The sequence below is a fragment of the Cryobacterium sp. MDB1-18-1 genome (assembly GCF_004402735.1).
Taxonomy (GTDB): domain Bacteria; phylum Actinomycetota; class Actinomycetes; order Actinomycetales; family Microbacteriaceae; genus Cryobacterium; species Cryobacterium glucosi.
Map to the genome: position 1 here is coordinate 13,719 of NZ_SOFR01000089.1, position 16,820 is coordinate 30,538.

Below are 16,820 nucleotides of genomic sequence, written 5' to 3' on the forward strand. Positions count from 1 at the left end.
CACCCTGCCTATGGGTGGGTTGCGGACCGTCGCACGGTGAGGGCGTTTTCCCCGAAACTCAACCAGGGTGACCGGCTATGGGGTGGGCGTCGCCGTCGTTGGGGTGAGGGCGGCGTCGATCAGTGACCGGATCACGTCGTAGTCGGGATTCTCCGGGTCGACGTTGTTCGCCGGGGTCAGCTCGACCGTGTTGATCGGGTGCGTCTTGGACTTCGCGGCGAGCGTCACGAAGTAGCCGAGCATGCTCTGCGGGATGTCGGTCTTCACGACCTGGGACCCGGCGGAGGCAACCGACTCGAACTTGGCGAGCACATTGGCGGGGCTGGCCTGGGCGAGGATCGCCTCCTGGAGCTGGTGCTGGCGCTCCATGCGGCTGTAGTCGCTCGTGCCGTGCCGCGAGCGGGCGTACCAGAGTGCGTGGTAGCCGTCCATGTGCTGCATGCCCGGCTCGAACCAGAACAGCACGGTGGTGAAGGTGTCGTCGGTGTGCACCGGCACGCGTTCGGTCACGTTGATGTCGACGCCGCCGAGTGCGTCGATGAGCTCGGAGAAGCCCTGCATGTCGATGAGCCCGTAGTACTGGATGGTCAGACCGGTGATGCCCTCTGCCGCGTCCCGCATGCCCTCGATACCGGGCTCGCTGCCGGCGTCGATGGCCTTCGGGTACATCTCGGGGCTCTTCAGTTCGACCTCGGTGTAGATCGAATTGAGCATGCACGCGTCGACCCGGCAGGTGTCGCGGTAGCCATATCCCTTGGGATACACGGCCGCGAGCGGGGAATCCGCTACGAAGGGCACGTATGCGAGGTTGCGGGGCAGGCCGATCATGGTGACCTGGCCTGTGGTCGCGTCGATGCTCGCCACGGTGATGCTGTCCGGGCGGAGGCCTGACCGGTCGGCCCCGGCGTCACCGCCGAGAAGCATGATGTTGTAACGTCCGTCGACCGGGGGGACCGTCGGCCCGGCAACGAAGACCGAAGACAGGAAGTCGCTGGCCGTCGCGGCCACGTAGGCGCCGTAGCCGGCCGTTCCGGCGATGACGACCATGAGCACGGTCGCGAATCCGGCGATGAGGGGGCGGGCGCCGGGGCCCGCCTTGACGAGGCGCACGAGCCGGAGGGTGTCGAGGGTCAGCACGACCCAGACGATGCCGTAGAACACCAGCACGGCTGCGGCGACCCAGAGCCCGATCGAGTTGGTGAACGCCGTGAGCACGACCTCAGGCCAGAACAGGTAGGCGAGCCCGACAACGACGACGAAGCCGATCAGCGTGAACGTGCAACGGAGTCCGAACCGGCCCAGGCGGCGACTTCCGGCGAGCACTTGCGCCGAGCCGGGCAGCAGGACGTTCAGCAGCACGAGCCACCAGGCCCGTTTTGTCATCACACGGGCGGACCCGGATTCCGGGTTCCTGATCGGATTGGTGGCGATGCTCATAGCTTGGCTTGGAGATCCGAATTCTTCTGTTCGACCTGTGCGGCAAGGTCGAGTGCGTAAGCGACGAGTTTGTCGTGCAGGCCGGCGTCGGAGAGGGCCAGGATCTTCACGGCGATGAGCGCCGCGTTGCGGGCCCCGCCGATGGAGACGGTCGCGACGGGCACTCCGGCCGGCATCTGCACGATGGAGAGCAGGGAGTCGAGGCCGTCGAGCCGGCTGAGTGGAACGGGAACGCCGACAACGGGAAGGGCGGTGACGGCGGCGAGCATGCCGGGGAGGTGCGCTGCACCGCCAGCGCCGGCGATGATGACCTTGAGGCCGCGCCCGTGGGCGTCCTCGCCGTAGGCGATCATCTTTTTGGGTGTGCGGTGCGCGGACACGACCTGGACTTCGTAGTCGACCCCGAAGTCACGCAAGAGTTGCGCGGCGTCGCTCATGACCGGCCAGTCGGAATCGGAGCCCATGACGACGCCGACGAGCGGCGCGCGCGGCGCCGGGGGCGTTTCTCGGTTCTCCGACAGCGGGGTGGTTGCTATGGGGTTCTCGGGCACGCAGTCGATCTTAGGTGTCAGTCCTGAAAAAAAGCCGCAGTGGCACGCGCTTCATAGGCGACGTCGTCCAGATCCGAACCGCCAACGGTGACGTGGCCGACCTTGCGGCCCGGTCGCGGGTCCTTCCCGTAGTTGTGCACCTTCGCCGACGGATGCGCGGCGAAAGCGGCCGGGTACCGATCGAAAAGAGTGCCTTCTGCGGGTCCGCCGAGGATGTTCACCATCACCGACCACTCGTCGCGCGGCGTCGTCGCACCGAGCGGGAGGTCGAGGACAGCACGGAGGTGCTGTTCGAACTGGCTCGTGGTCGATCCTTCGATCGACCAGTGACCGCTGTTGTGCGGGCGCATCGCCAGTTCGTTGATCAGGAGGCGCTCATCCGTCGTTTCGAAGAGCTCGACGGCCATCACGCCGCACACGCCGATGCCCTCCGCGACTCGCGTGGCGATGTCGGCGGCGACCGCGGCGAGTCGTCCGCTCGACAGCGGCGCGGGGGCGATCACTTCGGCACAGACGCCGTCGCGCTGCACGGTTTCGACGACGGGCCACACGGCGACCTGGCCGGACGGGCGCCTGGCCACGAGCTGGGCCAGCTCCCGGGTGTACGGCACGTGCTCCTCGACGAGCAGGGCGCCGCCGTTGGCGTCCTCGGCGAGCGCGAGGAACCAGTCGTCGACCTCGTGCTTGTGCGTGACCACCCGGACGCCCTTGCCGTCGTAGCCGCCCCGTGGCGTCTTGACCACGGCGCGGCCGCCGTGGTCGGCGATGAAGACGGCGAGCTCCGCCGTGTTCTCGACAGCGGCCCAGTCCGGAACCGGGAGCCCGAGCTCGCCGAGGCGCCGGCGCATCTCGATCTTGTCCTGGGCGAAGACGAGGGCCTCCGGTCCCGGGCGCACGGTGGCCCCGCGGGCGACGAGTTCACGGAGCACGGCCTGGGGCACGTGCTCATGGTCGAAGGTGATCACGTCGACGGTCTCGGCGAAGGCGAGGACCGTGCCGAGGTCGTGATAGTCCCCCACCCCGGTCGCGGCGAGGCCGGCCGACATGCCGTCGGCCTCGGCCAGGACGCGCAGGTCGATCCCGAGGTTCACCGCAGCGGGGATCAGCATCCGGGCCAGCTGGCCGCCCCCGATTACGCCGACTGTCGTGCTCATTTCGTCACCGATTTCTGTGCGACCGTTCATTTTCGGACGCACCGATTTTCAGTCTGAGGCGGTGTCTGCGCCGTAGACTCGTGGATTGTTGTTCTATCTTCGCCCATAGACCGGATGGATGTATGCCGATTACCTCGGGAAAATCAGCACGGCTCGTCGCCCTCGCGATTCAGATCGCGAGCTTCGGCGCCGTGGGGCTCGTCGGCTTCGCCGTCGACTTCTCGGTGTTCAATCTGCTCCGCACCACGGTCTTCGATCCGCACCTGGTCCACGCCGGGCCGATCTACGCCAAGGTCGTTTCGACCATCCTCGCCATCGCCGTGAACTGGATCGGGAACCGGTACTGGACCTTTGGCAAGAGCCGCCAGTCCCAGACCCTCCGTGAGGGAATCGAATTCTTCGGCGTCAGCCTCGTCGGCATGGGCATCGGACTCGCCTGCCTGTGGGTGAGCCATTACGTGCTCGGCCACACCAGCGTCGTCGCCGACAACGTCTCCTCGAACGTGATCGGCCTCATCCTCGGCGCGATCTTCCGCTTCGTGCTCTACCGCTACTGGGTCTTCGCCCCGCACCGTCGCGTTGTCGCTCCGGTGACGGCGAGCCTAGCGACCATTCCAGATGGTCGTCTGGTCGGCAGCGAACGCTGATTCCTCGCGCCGCCGCGAATCGAATCCGGTCTGCGACTGCTCGATGAGATCGTGCAGCACACGCTGCACCAGGGTCGCATTGGGCACGTCCTTCAGCACGAGCGGCCGTTCGGAGCCCGAGGCGATGATCACGTCGCCTGAACCGCTCAGGGTCTGCAGCCAGGTCGTCCGCACCCTCACGTCGTAGCCACGGCTGTGCAGCAGCTCCTGCCGGGTCCGCACGAAGAAACCGCGCCGGAAGATGATGCGCCGTGTCGTGATCGTGTACCGCCGGTTCAGCCAGGACGCGAGCGGCAGCAGCCAGACCAGCACGACGACCGCGGCCGCCACCCAGAGCAGGGCGCTGTCCTGCCACGGCTCCGCGAGGTTGCCGTAGAAGTACCCCGTTGCCGTGCAGACGCCGACCAGCGCGAGAGTCGGCCAGAGCAGCACGCGACCGTGCGGGCGCAGCGCGGCCACGACCCGTTCGGCCGGGACCCCCGGATCTGCCGGGCCCGTCCCCCTGTTGTTCGTCATGACCCTATTAATACCTCAGATGGGTCACATCGCCCGCCGCGATGGCCTGCGGCTCGCCGGTGGCCTGGTTCTCCACGATCAGCCGGCCCGACTCGTCAAGCGCGATCGCGACCCCCACGAGGTCGTCACCGCCGGGCAGTTGCACCCGCACCTTCGAGCCGAGGGTGCCGCACAGTACCGTGACGGTACCAAGGAGTCCGCTCGCGACCGGGTCCCCGTTGGCCGTGAGGAAATCGGCCGTGAGACGGGAGAGTTCGATCAGGTAGCGGGCGAGCACGGCATCCGCTTGGGGGGCACGGCCGGTCACGAGCAGCAGCGAGGTCGAGGTGAGTGTGGGCAGGTCGTGTTCGTCGAGGGAGAGGTTGAGGCCGGTGCCGATCACGAGCCCGCGGGTGTCCGGCAGCAGCTCCGAGAGGATGCCGGACACCTTGTATCCGTCGATCAGCACGTCGTTGGGCCACTTCAGGGTGACCTCGTGGGCGGGCTGTTCACCGTCGTCGGGTCCGGCGGCAGACGTGCCGGCGGACGGGGCGCCAGCGAGGAGGCTCGCCTCGACCTCCGCGCGCACGGCGATGGTCATCGCGGCGCCGGCGAGGAGCGGAAACCAGCCGAAGCGGTCAACCGGGAGGGGGGTGCCCTCGCCGGTGCCCGTTCCGACGAGCGGGCGCAGCAGCACGGAGATGGCGAGCGACTTGCCGGTGGGGGCGAGCCAGGTGCGGCCGAGCCGGCCCCGACCGCGGGTCTGGTTGTCGGTGACGACGGTCGACAGGTGCGGCCAGTCGGCGGCATTCGCCCCCGTCGCGTGGCCGACGAGCACGTCGTTCGTGGACCCGGCCTCGTCGAGATAGTCGAACCGGCTCACCGCGTCACGGCTGAGTGGAAACTGCATTTGACCTACTTCCGATTCCTGCAATTCTCCCGGAAGATGCCCCCGATGCCACATTTTGAACCGAATTTGCGGAATCTTCAGGAGTTCTGCCCGCCCGGGGGAACAGAACGGCCAGCGATCGGGCCGGGTTTTGTAGGGTTTCGTCAACGGTCCGGGCCGAGAGCTGGCCGGTAGAGTGAACGGCGTGAGTGACAATTCGCCCGTTTCGGGACCAGATCTGTATACGACGGCTGGAAAGCTCGCCGACCTCAAGATTCGCTATCACGAAGCCGTGACCGCGAGCGGTGAGGCGGCGATCGAAAAACAGCACGCCAAAGGCAAGATGACCGCGCGCGAGCGCATCGAGCTCCTCCTCGACCAGGGCTCGTTCGTCGAGCTCGACGAGTTCGTGCGGCACCGCACCCACGGCTTCGGCATGGAGAAGAAGCGGCCGTACGGCGACGCGGTCGTCACCGGCACCGGCACGATCCACGGCCGCCAGGTCGCGGTCTACTCGCAGGACTTCACCATCTTCGGCGGATCGCTCGGCGAGGTGGCCGGCGACAAGATCATCAAGGTGATGGACCTCGCCCTCAAGACAGGCGTGCCGATCATCGGCATCCTCGACTCCGGCGGAGCGCGTATCCAGGAGGGCGTCGTCGCCCTCGGCAAGTACGGCGAGATCTTCCGCCGCAACACCGCAGCCTCCGGCGTCATCCCGCAGATCTCGATCATCTGCGGCCCCGCCGCCGGTGGAGCGGTCTACTCCCCCGCACTCACCGACTTCGTGATCATGGTCGACAAGATCAGCCAGATGTTCGTCACCGGCCCCGACGTGATCAAGACCGTCACCGGCGAAGACGTCGGCATGGAGGAGCTCGGCGGCGCGCTCACCCACAACAAGGTCTCCGGTGTCGCGCACTACCTCGCGAGCGATGAGGCCGACGCGCTCGACTACGCCCGCACCCTGCTCGGTTTCCTGCCCGACAACAACCTCGCCGAGCTTCCGGTCTTCGACAGCGACGTGGAGCTCGAGACGACGGATGCCGACCGCGCGCTCAACACGATCATCCCGGACTCGCCGAATCAGCCATACGACGTCAAGACCGTGATCGAGCACATCGTCGACCGCGGCGACTTCCTCGAAACGCAGCCGCTGTTCGCCCCGAACATCGTCGTCGGCTTCGCCCGCGTCGAGGGTCGGTCCGTCGGCATCGTCGCCAACCAGCCCAACGCCATGGCCGGGACGCTCAACATCCAGGCCGGTGAGAAGGCCGCCCGCTTCGTGCGGTTCTGCGACGCGTTCTCGATCCCGATCCTCACCCTCGTCGACGTTCCCGGCTTCCTGCCCGGAACCGATCAGGAGTGGACCGGCGTTATCCGCCGCGGCGCGAAGCTGCTCTACGCCTACGCAGAGGCGACGGTGCCGCTCGTGACCGTGATCCTGCGGAAGGCATACGGTGGCGCGTACATCGTGATGGGTTCCAAGCAGCTCGGCGCCGACATCAACCTCGCGTGGCCGACCGCCGAGATCGCCGTGATGGGCGGCCAGGGAGCCGTGAACATCCTCTACCGCGCCGAGATCAAGAAAGCCGAAGCCGCGGACGAGGACGTCAACGCCGTGCGCACCCGCCTCGCCAACGAGTACACCTACAACGTCGCGAGCCCGTTCCTCGCCGCCGAACGCGGCGAGCTCGACGGGATCATCGAGCCGGCAGCCACTCGGGTCGCTATCACCAAGGCGCTGCGTGCCCTGCGCACCAAGCGCTCGAGCCTGCCGCCCAAGAAGCACGGCAATATCCCGCTGTAGGGAGCGACCATGGCAGACGAAGAGAACGCCCGACCGGACGCACCGGAAAACACCCCCGCGGATGCTCCGGCGCACCTGCGGTTCCTGACCCGCGGCATCAGCCCGGTCGAGGCCGCGGCCGTGTCTGCCGTGCTGCACGGCCTGCTCCGCGAGGAGACCGGCAGCCTGCACAAGAAGCCGACCGGCGCCCTCAGCGGCTGGCAGGCCGGCCAGCGGGCCATCCGGCCGCCCTTCGTGTCCGGGCAGAGCAGCTGGGGTGAGTTCCGGGCCTGAACCGTCGGGGTCCTGGCCGGTCCCCCTAAATGCCGACTTTTGAATGGCGCACGGCTCGACCACTATAGATATTGCTAGGTGTCGCTCACTGAGTTACACAGCCAGAACTCGTCGACTAGGGTAAGCAGGCGAATTCTGGGGGCACGTCAGGGTGACATTCGGGTTGTCGCCCTGGCACAACGTGAAAAGGGGACCAGCCTTCGGGTTGGTCCCCTTTTTCTTTTTCCTTTTCTTTTTTGCGTTCCGGGCTCACCGTTCCGGGAACTCCCTTCCGGGCCGGTCGTTCCCCGCAGGACCTCAGGCGCCGAGGGTGGATGCCGTGGCCGGGTCCCTAGGGATCTCGAGCCACAGGTCGACCTCGGGCTCCGGTGAGTCCTGCCCCAGGGCGCTCAGCCGGGCATCCGCACTGCTGAGGCCGACCACGGTCACGGCCGTCGCCGACCCTTCCCCCGCCGTGCGTGCGATGATCGTGTCGGCCGTCGATTCGCCGATGGCGGCGGCGAGCTGGTTGAGGACGGTTTCGAGCTCCGCACCGTCGAGGTCGTCGATCGTGCCCTCGTCGAGCAGCGTCACGATGCCGCCACGGCGCCTGGCCGTCATCACCTGCTCGCGCACGGCGTCGTTGAGCAGCTTGCGGCCGCGGATCTCGTCCCGCACGGCGGCTTCGAGGTAGCGGCACTCCTGGCGGTCCTCCGCGTCGAGCTCCCCGTGCTTGTCGATGATGCGGCGCAGCATGGGAGACGCGAGGCGCAGCGTCTGCGCGAGGCGCACCTGGCGTTCGAACAGGTGCGCCTCCTGGGCGGCCTGCCACTCCGTCGCCTCCCGCTCCGCGAGCGCATACTGGCGCGCATCACGCCCCGCCTTGGCGAGGGCGCGGGCGAGGAGGACGGCGACGGTCACCCAGACGACGCTCCCGATCACGCCCATGTCGAGCAGCTGGGCCGGGCCGGCCCAGCTGATCGTGTGCACGACGAGCGCGCCGACGCCGACCCAGGCGAGCGCCGTTCGGCGGCGCGTCGCCGTGATCGTCATCAGGGTGCCGACGGCGGCAACGTACCAGGTCGCGTAGCCGTTCCTGGCGGAGCCGTCGAGCTGGCTGCCGACGAGCAGGGGGATCACGACGCAGACCGCAACGTTGAAGAAGGCGAGCGCAAGGCCCATCCGCATCGGGCTCGAGGGCCAGAGGCTCAGGACCGTCGCGAGCGCATAAAGGGCGAGCGCGAAGATCGTCGGCCCCGGGGTGCGCGGCAGGTCGAGCGAGTAGATGCCGAGCACGATGTGGTACGCCGAGAAGAGACCGGCGAGGAACAGGACGAGGCCGCGCGGGACGGTGATCATCAGGGGCTCACCCCTCCGTCCAGCGGCCAGTCGATCGTGATGGTGGTGCCCTGTCCCGGTGTCGAACACACAGTGACGGAGCCGCCGACACTCTGCACCCGTTCCGCGATCGAGATACGCAGGCCGAGGCGCGCGCTCGGGACGAGGGCGGGGTCGAAGCCGACGCCGGTGTCGGAAATCTGGATGGTGCATCCGCCCTGGCTGTTCGCACTCATCGTCAGCACGCGCTCCGGATCGGGCGCGCCGGGGCCTGTGCCGGCGTGCTGCACGCTGTTGGCCATGGCCTGGACGGAGGCCGCGAGGATCGCCTCGGAGACGTGCGTGGGCACGGCGAGCTTCGGGATGGCGCACTCGACGATCGTGAACGGCCGCGCGAGCCGGGAGGCCGCGAGGCGGATTTGCCCGGCGAGCTCGGAGAAGCTCACCGTGCTATCGTCGACGGCCGGGGTGATCGCGGCGTCCGTGAGGCGCTGGAGGGCGTCGGTGGCCATCCCGGAGGCGAGCTGCGCGGCCTTCGGGCTACCGGCGGCGGCTGCAGCGAGGAACGTCGCGAGCACACTGTCGTGCACGATCGAGTCCACCTGCACGCGCTCGACCTCGGTGGCGTGCTGGCGCACGGCGTTCGCGTACTTGTTGAGCGCATTCGTCTGCGCGGCGTCGACGGAGGCGGCCGTCTGCCGCAGCATGAAGATCATGATCAGGAGGACCTGGCCGAGGAGCGTCGCGTAGACGGCGTCGAGGGAGGCCAGCAGCGCGTCCGCGTCACCGCCGGAGGGAAGCGAACGCACGATCCCGTAGGCGAGCGGGGCGGCGAAGGTGTACGCGCACGCCCAGCCGAGCGGGAACGAGATGGCCGCGCACGAGGTCGCGACCGTGCAGACGTACCAGAGCCAGGGCTTCCCATCGAGGACGGCCGCCGGGTCCCGCATCAGGAACGGCCACCCGATCAGGGCGACGAAATACATGAGTGCAACGGCGCCGGTCGTGATGCGCACCCCGACTTTGGTGATCGAGGCCACCAAGACGGCGGCGACCGCGACGGCGAGGGCGACCGGCATCGCGACGCCCATGACCGGCAGCCGCAACGGGATCTGCTGCAGCATCGCCGGGAGGGCCTGCAGGGAGAAGACGACGGCGACCCCGGCGACGGACCGGGAAATCACGACCTCGATCCGGGACCGGCTGATCGGGTTGCGGGGCTGGCGGATGCCGGGCGCCCGGATGCCCTCCGCCGCGACGGGTGCGAGTTCCAGGCGGTCGGGAGGCAACCGTGTCGGGAGCTGCGGGATCGTGCCCGCTGCTTCAGCCGCGGCCATCTCCGCCATCCGGGTCCAGCCCCGGCAGGATTCCGTCTTCAACGGCCCGGCGCAGCAGGTCGACCTTCGTCGGAGCGGGACGCCCGACCTCGACGTACTTCACGCGGATCCGGTCGAGGTACTCCCGCGCGGTCGAGTGCGCGATGCCGAGCTGCATGGCGACCATCTTGAGCGGAAGGCCGGAGGCGTAGAGGTGCAGAACGTCCCGTTCCCTGCGGCCGAGCTGGGCCTTGGAGAAATCGCGGTCGGCGTCGATCGCGGTCGCCCATTCGAGGTTGTTGAGCACGTCGCCGCGGGCGACCGAGGCCACCGCGGCCATCACTGTCGTCGTGGGCGACGACTTCGGGATGACGCCGGCGGCGCCCGCTGCGAGGGCCTCGCGAACGAGGGCGACCCTGTCGGCGATGCTGTGCACGAGCACCGAGGCGCCCGCGCTCTGGGCCAGGTGCACGTTGTCGGTGACGAGGGAGCCGTCGCCGAGGGAGAGGTCGAGCACGATCACGTCGCAGGGACGTCCGCCGATCCCGTCGACGAGTCCCTGGACGGTCGCCGCGGTTGCGACGACCTCGTAACCGACGTTCTCGCAGGCGGCCTGGATACCGAGGCGGACGGATTCGTGATCGTCGGCGATGCCCACCCGGACCGGGTGGTCGAGCGGCGTACGCGCTTCAGCGGCGTGCGTCGAACCCAGGGTCGCACCGGCCGGGCCGGCGGAGGCATCCGTCGTCGTCGTCGGAGGGGTCGCGGGTGTTGTCGGGTGCGTCACTTGTTCCTACATTCTTCCATTGCACGTACACGTCAACGATAGCTATTTGGACAGCAGGGCGACGGCTTCGACGTGATGTGTGTTCGGAAAGAGATCGAACGCGCGCAGCTTCCGCAGCTCGTATCCGTGCCCGTTGAGGAGGGCGATGTCGCGGGCGAGGGCGACGGGATCGCAGGCCACGTACACGATCTGCTTCGGGGACAGCACCGCGAGCTGGTCGATGACCTCGTGGCCTGAGCCGGAACGCGGCGGGTCGAGGACGACGGTCGCCGCCTGGTGCTTCACCCGTTCGGCGGCGCTCGCGTCCCGGACCAGGCCGGCCAGGAAGCGGTCGACCCGGCCGGTGCGAACGCTCGCTCCGACCCATTCCGCGAGGTTCTCTGCGGCGAAGTCGGTCGCGTGCGCGTCGCTCTCGACGGAGGTGATCCGAACGGCGCTGCCGAACTTGTCACCGACGGCCGCAGCGAGCAGCCCGACGCCGCCGTACAGGTCGAGGTTGGTGGCACGGGGGTCGAACAGCTCGGGATCGATCAGGTCCTGGACGGCGTGGTACAGGGTGTCAGCGGCGCGGACGTGCACCTGCCAGAACCCGCCGGCGTCGAGACGGAATTCCCGGTCACCGACGACCTCATGGATCAGGGTGCGCGGGGTAGCCTTGGGCTTACCGCGCGCATCCGGCTCCGAGACGAGGATCTGCACGGTGCCGAGGCTCGGGGAGACGACGTCGACCGAAGCCGCTCCGGGGAAACGCTGGTCGAGCGGGGCGGCCGCTTCGAGCATCCGCTCGGCGAGGGGAAGATCGCCGACGGGGATCACCCGGTGGGAGCGGGCCGCGTATGGGCCGACCGTGCCGTCTTCGTCGACGTGAAGGCGCACCCGGGTGCGCCAGCCTGTGCCGTCCGCCGCGTCGCCTGGCGAGGCGTTGGGGCCGAGCGGCACGGGTTCGACGACAACGTCGGACTCGATCTTCGCCATGCGCTTCAGGGAGTCTGCGAGCACCTGGCGCTTGAGTTCGCGCTGGAAGCCGAGTTCGATGTGGCCGAACTCAGCGCCGCCGGCCCGGTCGTCCGGGTCGCGCTCGACGGCAGCGGAGGCCCAGATGTGCGGCTGGCGTTCGCTGGCCGCGTCGAGGACCTCGACGGTCTCCGCGCGCCAGAAGCTCTTGTGGTTCGCGGAGGTGAGCCGGGCGCGCACGCGCTCCCCCGGCAGGGTGTCGCTCACGAAGACCACGCGGCCTTCGTGCCTGGCGATGAAGATACCGCCGTGAGCTACGTTGGTGACGAGGAGTTCGAGTTCAGTACCCACCTCGGCTGCGTGTGCGGGGAGATTCGCCGGTGTGTCATTGCTGGTGGCCATTGTTCGAGCATCCCACATCGCTTCTATCGCCGCTTATCTCGTCGCACAAAGGGAACCATGCGCCTCTATCTGGCTTCGACCTCTCCGGCCCGGCTCACGCTCCTGCGTGCCGCGGGCATCGAGCCGGTCACGATCGCGCCCGGCGTCGACGAAGACGAAGTCGCAGCGGATGCCGCCCAGATGCTGGGCGCACCGCTGACGCCCCGTCACACGGTCGAGTTGCTCGCTCGCGCCAAGGCGGAGGACGTCTCCCGGGCGATCGTCGCCCTGGACGCCGAGGCCGCCGACGGTGACGACGTGCACCTCGTGCTCGGCGGGGACTCCGTCTTCGTCATCGATGGCGTGATCTACGGCAAGCCGCACACGGCCGAGCGGGCCAGGGAGCGCTGGGAGCTGCAGCGCGGCCGCACCGGGCAGCTCTACTCCGGCCACTGGCTCATCGAACACAGGGCCGGCGTGCCCGGCCGGGCCGTCGGGGCCGTCGCGGTCGCCGACGTGACCTTCGCCGACGACATCGACGACGCCGAGCTCGACGCGTACATCGCGACGGGAGAGCCCCTGTTCGTGGCGGGGGCCTTCACGATCGACAGTCTGGGAGCCCCGTTCATCACCCACATCGAGGGCGATCCCTCGACCGTCGTCGGCTTGTCCCTGCCGACGCTGCGCCGGCTCGTGCTGAGTCTCGGGCACTCCTGGCCGAGCCTCTGGAACCGCGCGAAAGTGTGACGCACAGCGGGTTTCGAGGACGCTTTGTAGGCATCCATACCTTTTTGGGGGTTCTTTTTGTTGAAGAGAACCAAAGTCTCGGGCTCGATCTCCAATAAGCTCAGGCACTGTGTCCCGCATAACGAAGGTCCTCATCGCCAACCGGGGCGAAATCGCCGTCCGGGTGATTCGAGCCGCGAAAGACAGCGGCATTCTCTCGGTCGCCGTCTACGCCGACCAGGATCGTGACGCCGTGCACGCCCGCCTCGCAGATGAGGCGTACGGGCTCGACGGTACGACAAGCGCAGAAACCTACCTGGTCATCGAGAAGATCCTCTCGGTCGCTCGCCGTTCGGGTGCCGACGCCGTGCACCCCGGCTACGGTTTCCTCGCCGAGAACGCCGATTTCGCCCGCGCCGTGATCGACGCCGGCCTGGTCTGGATCGGCCCGTCTCCCGACGCCATCGAGCAGCTCGGAGACAAGGTTTCCGCGCGGCATATCGCCGAGCGGGTGAACGCTCCGATGGCCCCAGGCACGCTCAACCCGGTGGAGGGCGCGTCAGAGGTCCTCGACTTCATCGACCAGTACGGGCTGCCGGTCGCGATCAAGGCGGCCTTCGGCGGCGGCGGACGCGGCCTCAAGGTCGCCCGCACCCGCGAAGAGGTCCCTGAGCTCTTCGACTCGGCCGTGCGCGAGGCCGTCACCGCCTTCGGTCGCGGCGAGTGCTTCGTCGAGAAGTACCTCGACAAGCCCCGCCACGTCGAGACCCAGTGCCTCGCGGACGCCTACGGCAACGTCGTCGTCGTCTCCACCCGCGACTGCTCGCTGCAGCGTCGCCACCAGAAGCTCGTCGAGGAGGCACCGGCACCGTTCCTCACGACCGTTCAGCACGACGAGCTGTACCGCGCGTCCAAGGCCATCCTCAAGGAGGTCGGCTACCTCGGCGCAGGCACCTGCGAGTTCCTGATCGGCCAGGACGGCACCGTCTCCTTCCTCGAGGTCAACACCCGGCTCCAGGTCGAACACCCCGTCTCCGAGGAAGTCACGGGCATCGACCTCGTCCGCGAACAGTTCCGCCTCGCCGAGGGCGGCCGCCTCGACTACGACGACCCGATCCCGCGCGGGCACTCCTTCGAATTCCGGATCAACGGCGAAGACCCCGGCCGCGGGTTCATGCCCTCTCCCGGCCCCGTGCACGTCTTCAGGGCGCCGGGCGGCCCCGGCGTGCGCGTCGACAGCGGCGTGCAGGCCGGCGACGTCATCTCCGGCTCCTTCGACTCCCTGCTGGCCAAGCTCATCGTCACCGGCGCGAGCCGCGAGGAGGCGCTCGAGCGTTCGCGCCGCGCCCTCGACGAGTTCGACATCGCCGGCCTCCCGACCGTGCTTCCGTTCCACCGCGCGATCGTGCGCGACCCCGCGTTCGCACCCTCGGACGGCGAGCCGTTCTCGATCTACACCCGGTGGATCGAAACCGATTTCGTCAACGACATCGAACCGTGGAACGGCTCCCTCACCGACGAGGGCACCGCCGAGAAGCGCCACAACGTCGTCGTCGAGGTCGAGGGCCGCCGCATCGAGGTCAGCCTCCCCGTGCGTCTCCTGCCCGGCACCGCCGAAAGCACCGCCGGTCCCGCCCCGCGTCGCCGCGGCGTGGCCCACTCGGTGAACACGGCAATCGGCGACGCCGTGGTCGCGCCGATGCAGGCCACGATCGTCAAGCTCGCCGTCGCTGAAGGCGACGTCGTCGTCAAGGGCGACCTGCTGCTCGTGCTCGAAGCCATGAAGATGGAGCAGCCGCTCACCGCGCACAAGGACGGCGTGATCGGCAGCATCGGCGCCGTCGTCGGTGCCACGGTGTCGAGCGGGTATCTGTTGCTCGCCGTGACCGACGCCGCGTAGGCACCGCACTGCAGGCATCCGCTCGCTCATCGTCGGCCGGGATAGGGGACCGTCGTGGATCCGGACGAACTGACCGCGTTCCTGCTCGACCTGAACGGCGCCGTCGAGACGTACCCGTTCGGGCCGGAGGCCCGGGTGATGAAGGTCGCGGGCAAGATGTTCTCCGTCGACCAGCCGGATGCCCCGCGCCGGTCGATCACGCTCAAGGCGCTCCCGGAGAACGTGCCGCGGCTGATCCGGAGCGTTGCCGGCATCGAGCCCGGGTACCACATGAACAAGCGGCACTGGGTGACCGTGAGACTCGACGGCTCCGTTCCCGCCGACCACGTGCGCGAGCTGATCACCGAGTCGCACGCGATCATCGTCGCCGCTCTCCCCCGCGCCATCCGGCAGTCCCTCCAGGGCTGACCCTCCGTCCCGCGAGAGTACGTTTTCGGCCCTTAAAACCGCGCTTTATGGGCCGAAAGTGCACTCTCGCGAGGACGCGGGTCGGGGTGTGTGGGGATCCGTTCGGGATTAGAGGACGATGTGCATCGCCCGGGCGGCATCCGTGATCGAGCCCGTCAGCGACGGGTAGACCGGGAAGGCCCTGGCGACCTCATCGACGGTGAGCCGGTGCTCGACGGCGAGCGCGAGCGGGAAGATGAGTTCGCTCGCCTTCGGGGCGACGATGACGCCGCCGATGACGGTGCCGGTGGTCGTGGTCGCGAAGAGCTTGACGAAGCCGTCCTTGATCCCCATCATCTTCGCCCGCGGGTTCGCGGCGAGGGGCAGCTTGTAGATGGTCCCGCGCACGAGCCCGTCCTCGATCTGCTTCTGCGTCCAGCCGACGGTCGCGATCTCGGGCTGGGTGAAGATGTTGGCCGCGACATTGCGGATCTCGATCGGGTTCACCGCGTCGCCCATCGCGTGGAACACTGCCGTGCGGCCCATCATCGAGGCGACGGATGCGAGGGGCAGCTCGGTCGTGCAGTCTCCGGCCGCATAGATGTTCGGCATCGAGGTGCGGGCGACCCGGTTCACCCGGATATGCCCGGAGTCGGTCAGCTGCACTCCGGCCTCCTCGAGGCCGATCCCGTGGGTGTTCGGCACAGAGCCGACGGCGATCAGGCAGTGGCTGCCCTCGACCTTGCGGCCGTCGGACAGGGTCGCGAGCACCCCGGTGGAGGTGACGACGACGGATTCGGCGCGGGACTTGCTGAGGACGACCATCCCGTTGCGCTTGAAGACGTTCTCGATCACGGCGGCGGCGTCGGCGTCCTCGCCGGGCAGCACCTGGTCGCGGCTCGAGATCAGGGTGACGCGGGCACCGAGGGCCCGGTACGCCGAGGCGAACTCGGCGCCGGTGACGCCGGACCCGACGACGATCAGGTGCTCGGGCACCGCCCGCAGGTTGTAGAGCTGGGTCCAGGTGAGGATGCGCTCACCGTCGGGGACCGCGGTCGGGAGGATGCGCGGGCTCGCGCCCACGGAGACGACGATGGTGTCGGCGCTGATCCGGTCGAAATCGGTGCCGGAGGCCTCCGAGGTCGCGACGATCACGCCACTCGTGCCGTCGAGGCGGCCGTGGCCCTGCACGAGGCGCACTCCGGCGGTGACGAGCGTGGCCCGCATATCCTCGGACTGCTGGCGGGCGAGCGCGAGGAGGCGCTTGTTGACGGCGGCGAGGTTGATCGCGACCTCGGGGCGGCTCGGCTTACCGTCGGCGCCGCGCACGTAGAGCTGGACGCCGAGCTCGGTCGCGTCGCCGATGGAGTTGGTGGCCTCAGCGGTTGCGATGAGGGACTTCGAGGGCACCACGTCCGTGATGACCGCCGACCCGCCGACGCCGACCTCTTCGACGAGGGTGACCTCCGCCCCGAGTTGTGCTCCGGCGATCGCCGCTTCGTATCCGCCGGGCCCTCCGCCGAGAATGACGATCTGCTGCTTGCGTTCGAACTCGTAGGCCATGGTGACATTCTGCCGTCCGCCGCCCTTCGCCACCAATTCCTGCAGGGGGCATCCGCCCGCCCCAACGCCCGCGCCGGACGAATTCGACGAAGTTTCTGAGATTTCCGCGCGTGAGAGGGCACTTTGGGCCCCGACCCCTCTGCGTCAAGCTGGTTGTGAGTCAGTTCACGATCAGTAGGAGTCAGAGGAATGTCGATTAGTCCAGGGTTCACTGTGGTGGAGATCCGCGAGTT

Annotated in this window: 16 protein-coding genes; 6 read left to right on the top strand and 10 right to left on the bottom strand. The window is 68.4% G+C overall.

Annotated elements, in window-relative coordinates:
• Positions 1 to 75: 75 nt before the first annotated feature.
• From E3O50_RS18885 to E3O50_RS18895, 3 genes are all read right to left on the bottom strand, one after another.
• A complete protein-coding gene (locus tag E3O50_RS18885) occupies positions 76 to 1,437 on the bottom strand; it encodes an LCP family protein (protein WP_134558225.1) in 1,362 nt (453 codons plus the stop codon).
• A complete protein-coding gene (gene purE / locus E3O50_RS18890; RefSeq protein WP_134449081.1) occupies positions 1,434 to 1,901 on the bottom strand; it encodes a 5-(carboxyamino)imidazole ribonucleotide mutase in 468 nt (155 codons plus the stop codon). The genes E3O50_RS18885 and purE overlap by 4 nt, the downstream gene beginning before the upstream one ends.
• A gap of 104 nt (positions 1,902 to 2,005) precedes the next feature.
• Positions 2,006 to 3,142 carry a 5-(carboxyamino)imidazole ribonucleotide synthase gene (locus E3O50_RS18895; RefSeq protein WP_134449067.1) on the bottom strand — a complete coding sequence of 379 codons (1,137 nt, stop codon included), beginning with the start codon at positions 3,140 to 3,142 and terminating at the stop codon, positions 2,006 to 2,008.
• A 122-nt stretch (positions 3,143 to 3,264) separates the two neighbouring features.
• On the opposite strand from E3O50_RS18895, the gene E3O50_RS18900 reads away from it, so the two are divergent.
• Complete coding sequence (locus E3O50_RS18900; RefSeq protein WP_134449068.1) at positions 3,265 to 3,789, top strand: GtrA family protein; 525 nt, start codon at positions 3,265 to 3,267, stop codon at positions 3,787 to 3,789.
• Here the strand turns inward: E3O50_RS18900 and E3O50_RS18905 are convergent.
• Together E3O50_RS18905 and E3O50_RS18910 are read right to left on the bottom strand one after the other, a co-directional pair.
• The gene (locus tag E3O50_RS18905) at positions 3,745 to 4,305 is read right to left on the bottom strand and encodes a PH domain-containing protein (RefSeq protein ID WP_241975220.1); all 561 of its coding nucleotides are present in this window, start codon (positions 4,303 to 4,305) and stop codon (positions 3,745 to 3,747) included. The genes E3O50_RS18900 and E3O50_RS18905 overlap by 45 nt on opposite strands.
• Before the next feature lie 7 nt (positions 4,306 to 4,312).
• Positions 4,313 to 5,194, bottom strand: a complete 882-nt coding sequence (locus E3O50_RS18910; protein ID WP_134558224.1) for a biotin--[acetyl-CoA-carboxylase] ligase — start codon at positions 5,192 to 5,194, stop codon at positions 4,313 to 4,315.
• A gap of 184 nt (positions 5,195 to 5,378) precedes the next feature.
• Here E3O50_RS18910 and E3O50_RS18915 point away from each other — a divergent pair, with 184 nt between their 5' ends.
• Together E3O50_RS18915 and E3O50_RS18920 are read left to right on the top strand one after the other, a co-directional pair.
• Positions 5,379 to 6,983, top strand: coding sequence for an acyl-CoA carboxylase subunit beta (locus E3O50_RS18915; protein ID WP_134449070.1), 1,605 nt, complete (start codon positions 5,379 to 5,381; stop codon positions 6,981 to 6,983).
• A 9-nt stretch (positions 6,984 to 6,992) separates the two neighbouring features.
• The gene (locus tag E3O50_RS18920) at positions 6,993 to 7,256 is read left to right on the top strand and encodes a hypothetical protein (protein ID WP_134449071.1); all 264 of its coding nucleotides are present in this window, start codon (positions 6,993 to 6,995) and stop codon (positions 7,254 to 7,256) included.
• Positions 7,257 to 7,553: 297 nt separating this feature from the next.
• Here E3O50_RS18920 and E3O50_RS18925 read toward each other — a convergent pair whose 3' ends face one another.
• The 4 genes from E3O50_RS18925 to E3O50_RS18940 all read right to left on the bottom strand — a co-directional run bounded on the left by E3O50_RS18925 (position 7,554) and on the right by E3O50_RS18940 (position 12,032).
• Entirely contained in the window at positions 7,554 to 8,594 is a 1,041-nt protein-coding gene (locus E3O50_RS18925) for a hypothetical protein (protein ID WP_134558223.1), read from the bottom strand.
• Positions 8,594 to 9,910 (bottom strand): ATP-binding protein, encoded by a 1,317-nt coding sequence (locus E3O50_RS18930; protein ID WP_134558222.1) that lies wholly within the window; start codon positions 9,908 to 9,910, stop codon positions 8,594 to 8,596. The genes E3O50_RS18925 and E3O50_RS18930 overlap by 1 nt, the downstream gene beginning before the upstream one ends.
• On the bottom strand, positions 9,897 to 10,601 hold the full coding sequence (locus E3O50_RS18935) for a response regulator transcription factor (RefSeq protein WP_134449083.1): 705 nt from the start codon (positions 10,599 to 10,601) through the stop codon (positions 9,897 to 9,899). Before E3O50_RS18935 ends, E3O50_RS18930 begins: the two co-directional genes overlap by 14 nt.
• 117 nt (positions 10,602 to 10,718) lie before the next feature.
• Entirely contained in the window at positions 10,719 to 12,032 is a 1,314-nt protein-coding gene (locus tag E3O50_RS18940; RefSeq protein WP_134558221.1) for a TRAM domain-containing protein, read from the bottom strand.
• A gap of 57 nt (positions 12,033 to 12,089) precedes the next feature.
• On the opposite strand from E3O50_RS18940, the gene E3O50_RS18945 reads away from it, so the two are divergent.
• The 3 genes from E3O50_RS18945 to E3O50_RS18955 all read left to right on the top strand — a co-directional run bounded on the left by E3O50_RS18945 (position 12,090) and on the right by E3O50_RS18955 (position 15,045).
• Positions 12,090 to 12,758, top strand: coding sequence for a nucleoside triphosphate pyrophosphatase (locus E3O50_RS18945; protein WP_134449075.1), 669 nt, complete (start codon positions 12,090 to 12,092; stop codon positions 12,756 to 12,758).
• Between the two features lie 109 nt (positions 12,759 to 12,867).
• Positions 12,868 to 14,637, top strand: coding sequence for a biotin carboxylase N-terminal domain-containing protein (locus E3O50_RS18950; RefSeq protein ID WP_134449076.1), 1,770 nt, complete (start codon positions 12,868 to 12,870; stop codon positions 14,635 to 14,637).
• A 54-nt stretch (positions 14,638 to 14,691) separates the two neighbouring features.
• A complete protein-coding gene (locus E3O50_RS18955; protein WP_134449077.1) occupies positions 14,692 to 15,045 on the top strand; it encodes an MmcQ/YjbR family DNA-binding protein in 354 nt (117 codons plus the stop codon).
• 108 nt (positions 15,046 to 15,153) lie between these two features.
• Here the strand turns inward: E3O50_RS18955 and E3O50_RS18960 are convergent, their stop codons facing one another.
• On the bottom strand, positions 15,154 to 16,587 hold the full coding sequence (locus E3O50_RS18960; RefSeq protein WP_134449078.1) for an NAD(P)H-quinone dehydrogenase: 1,434 nt from the start codon (positions 16,585 to 16,587) through the stop codon (positions 15,154 to 15,156).
• Positions 16,588 to 16,820: the final 233 nt, after the last annotated feature.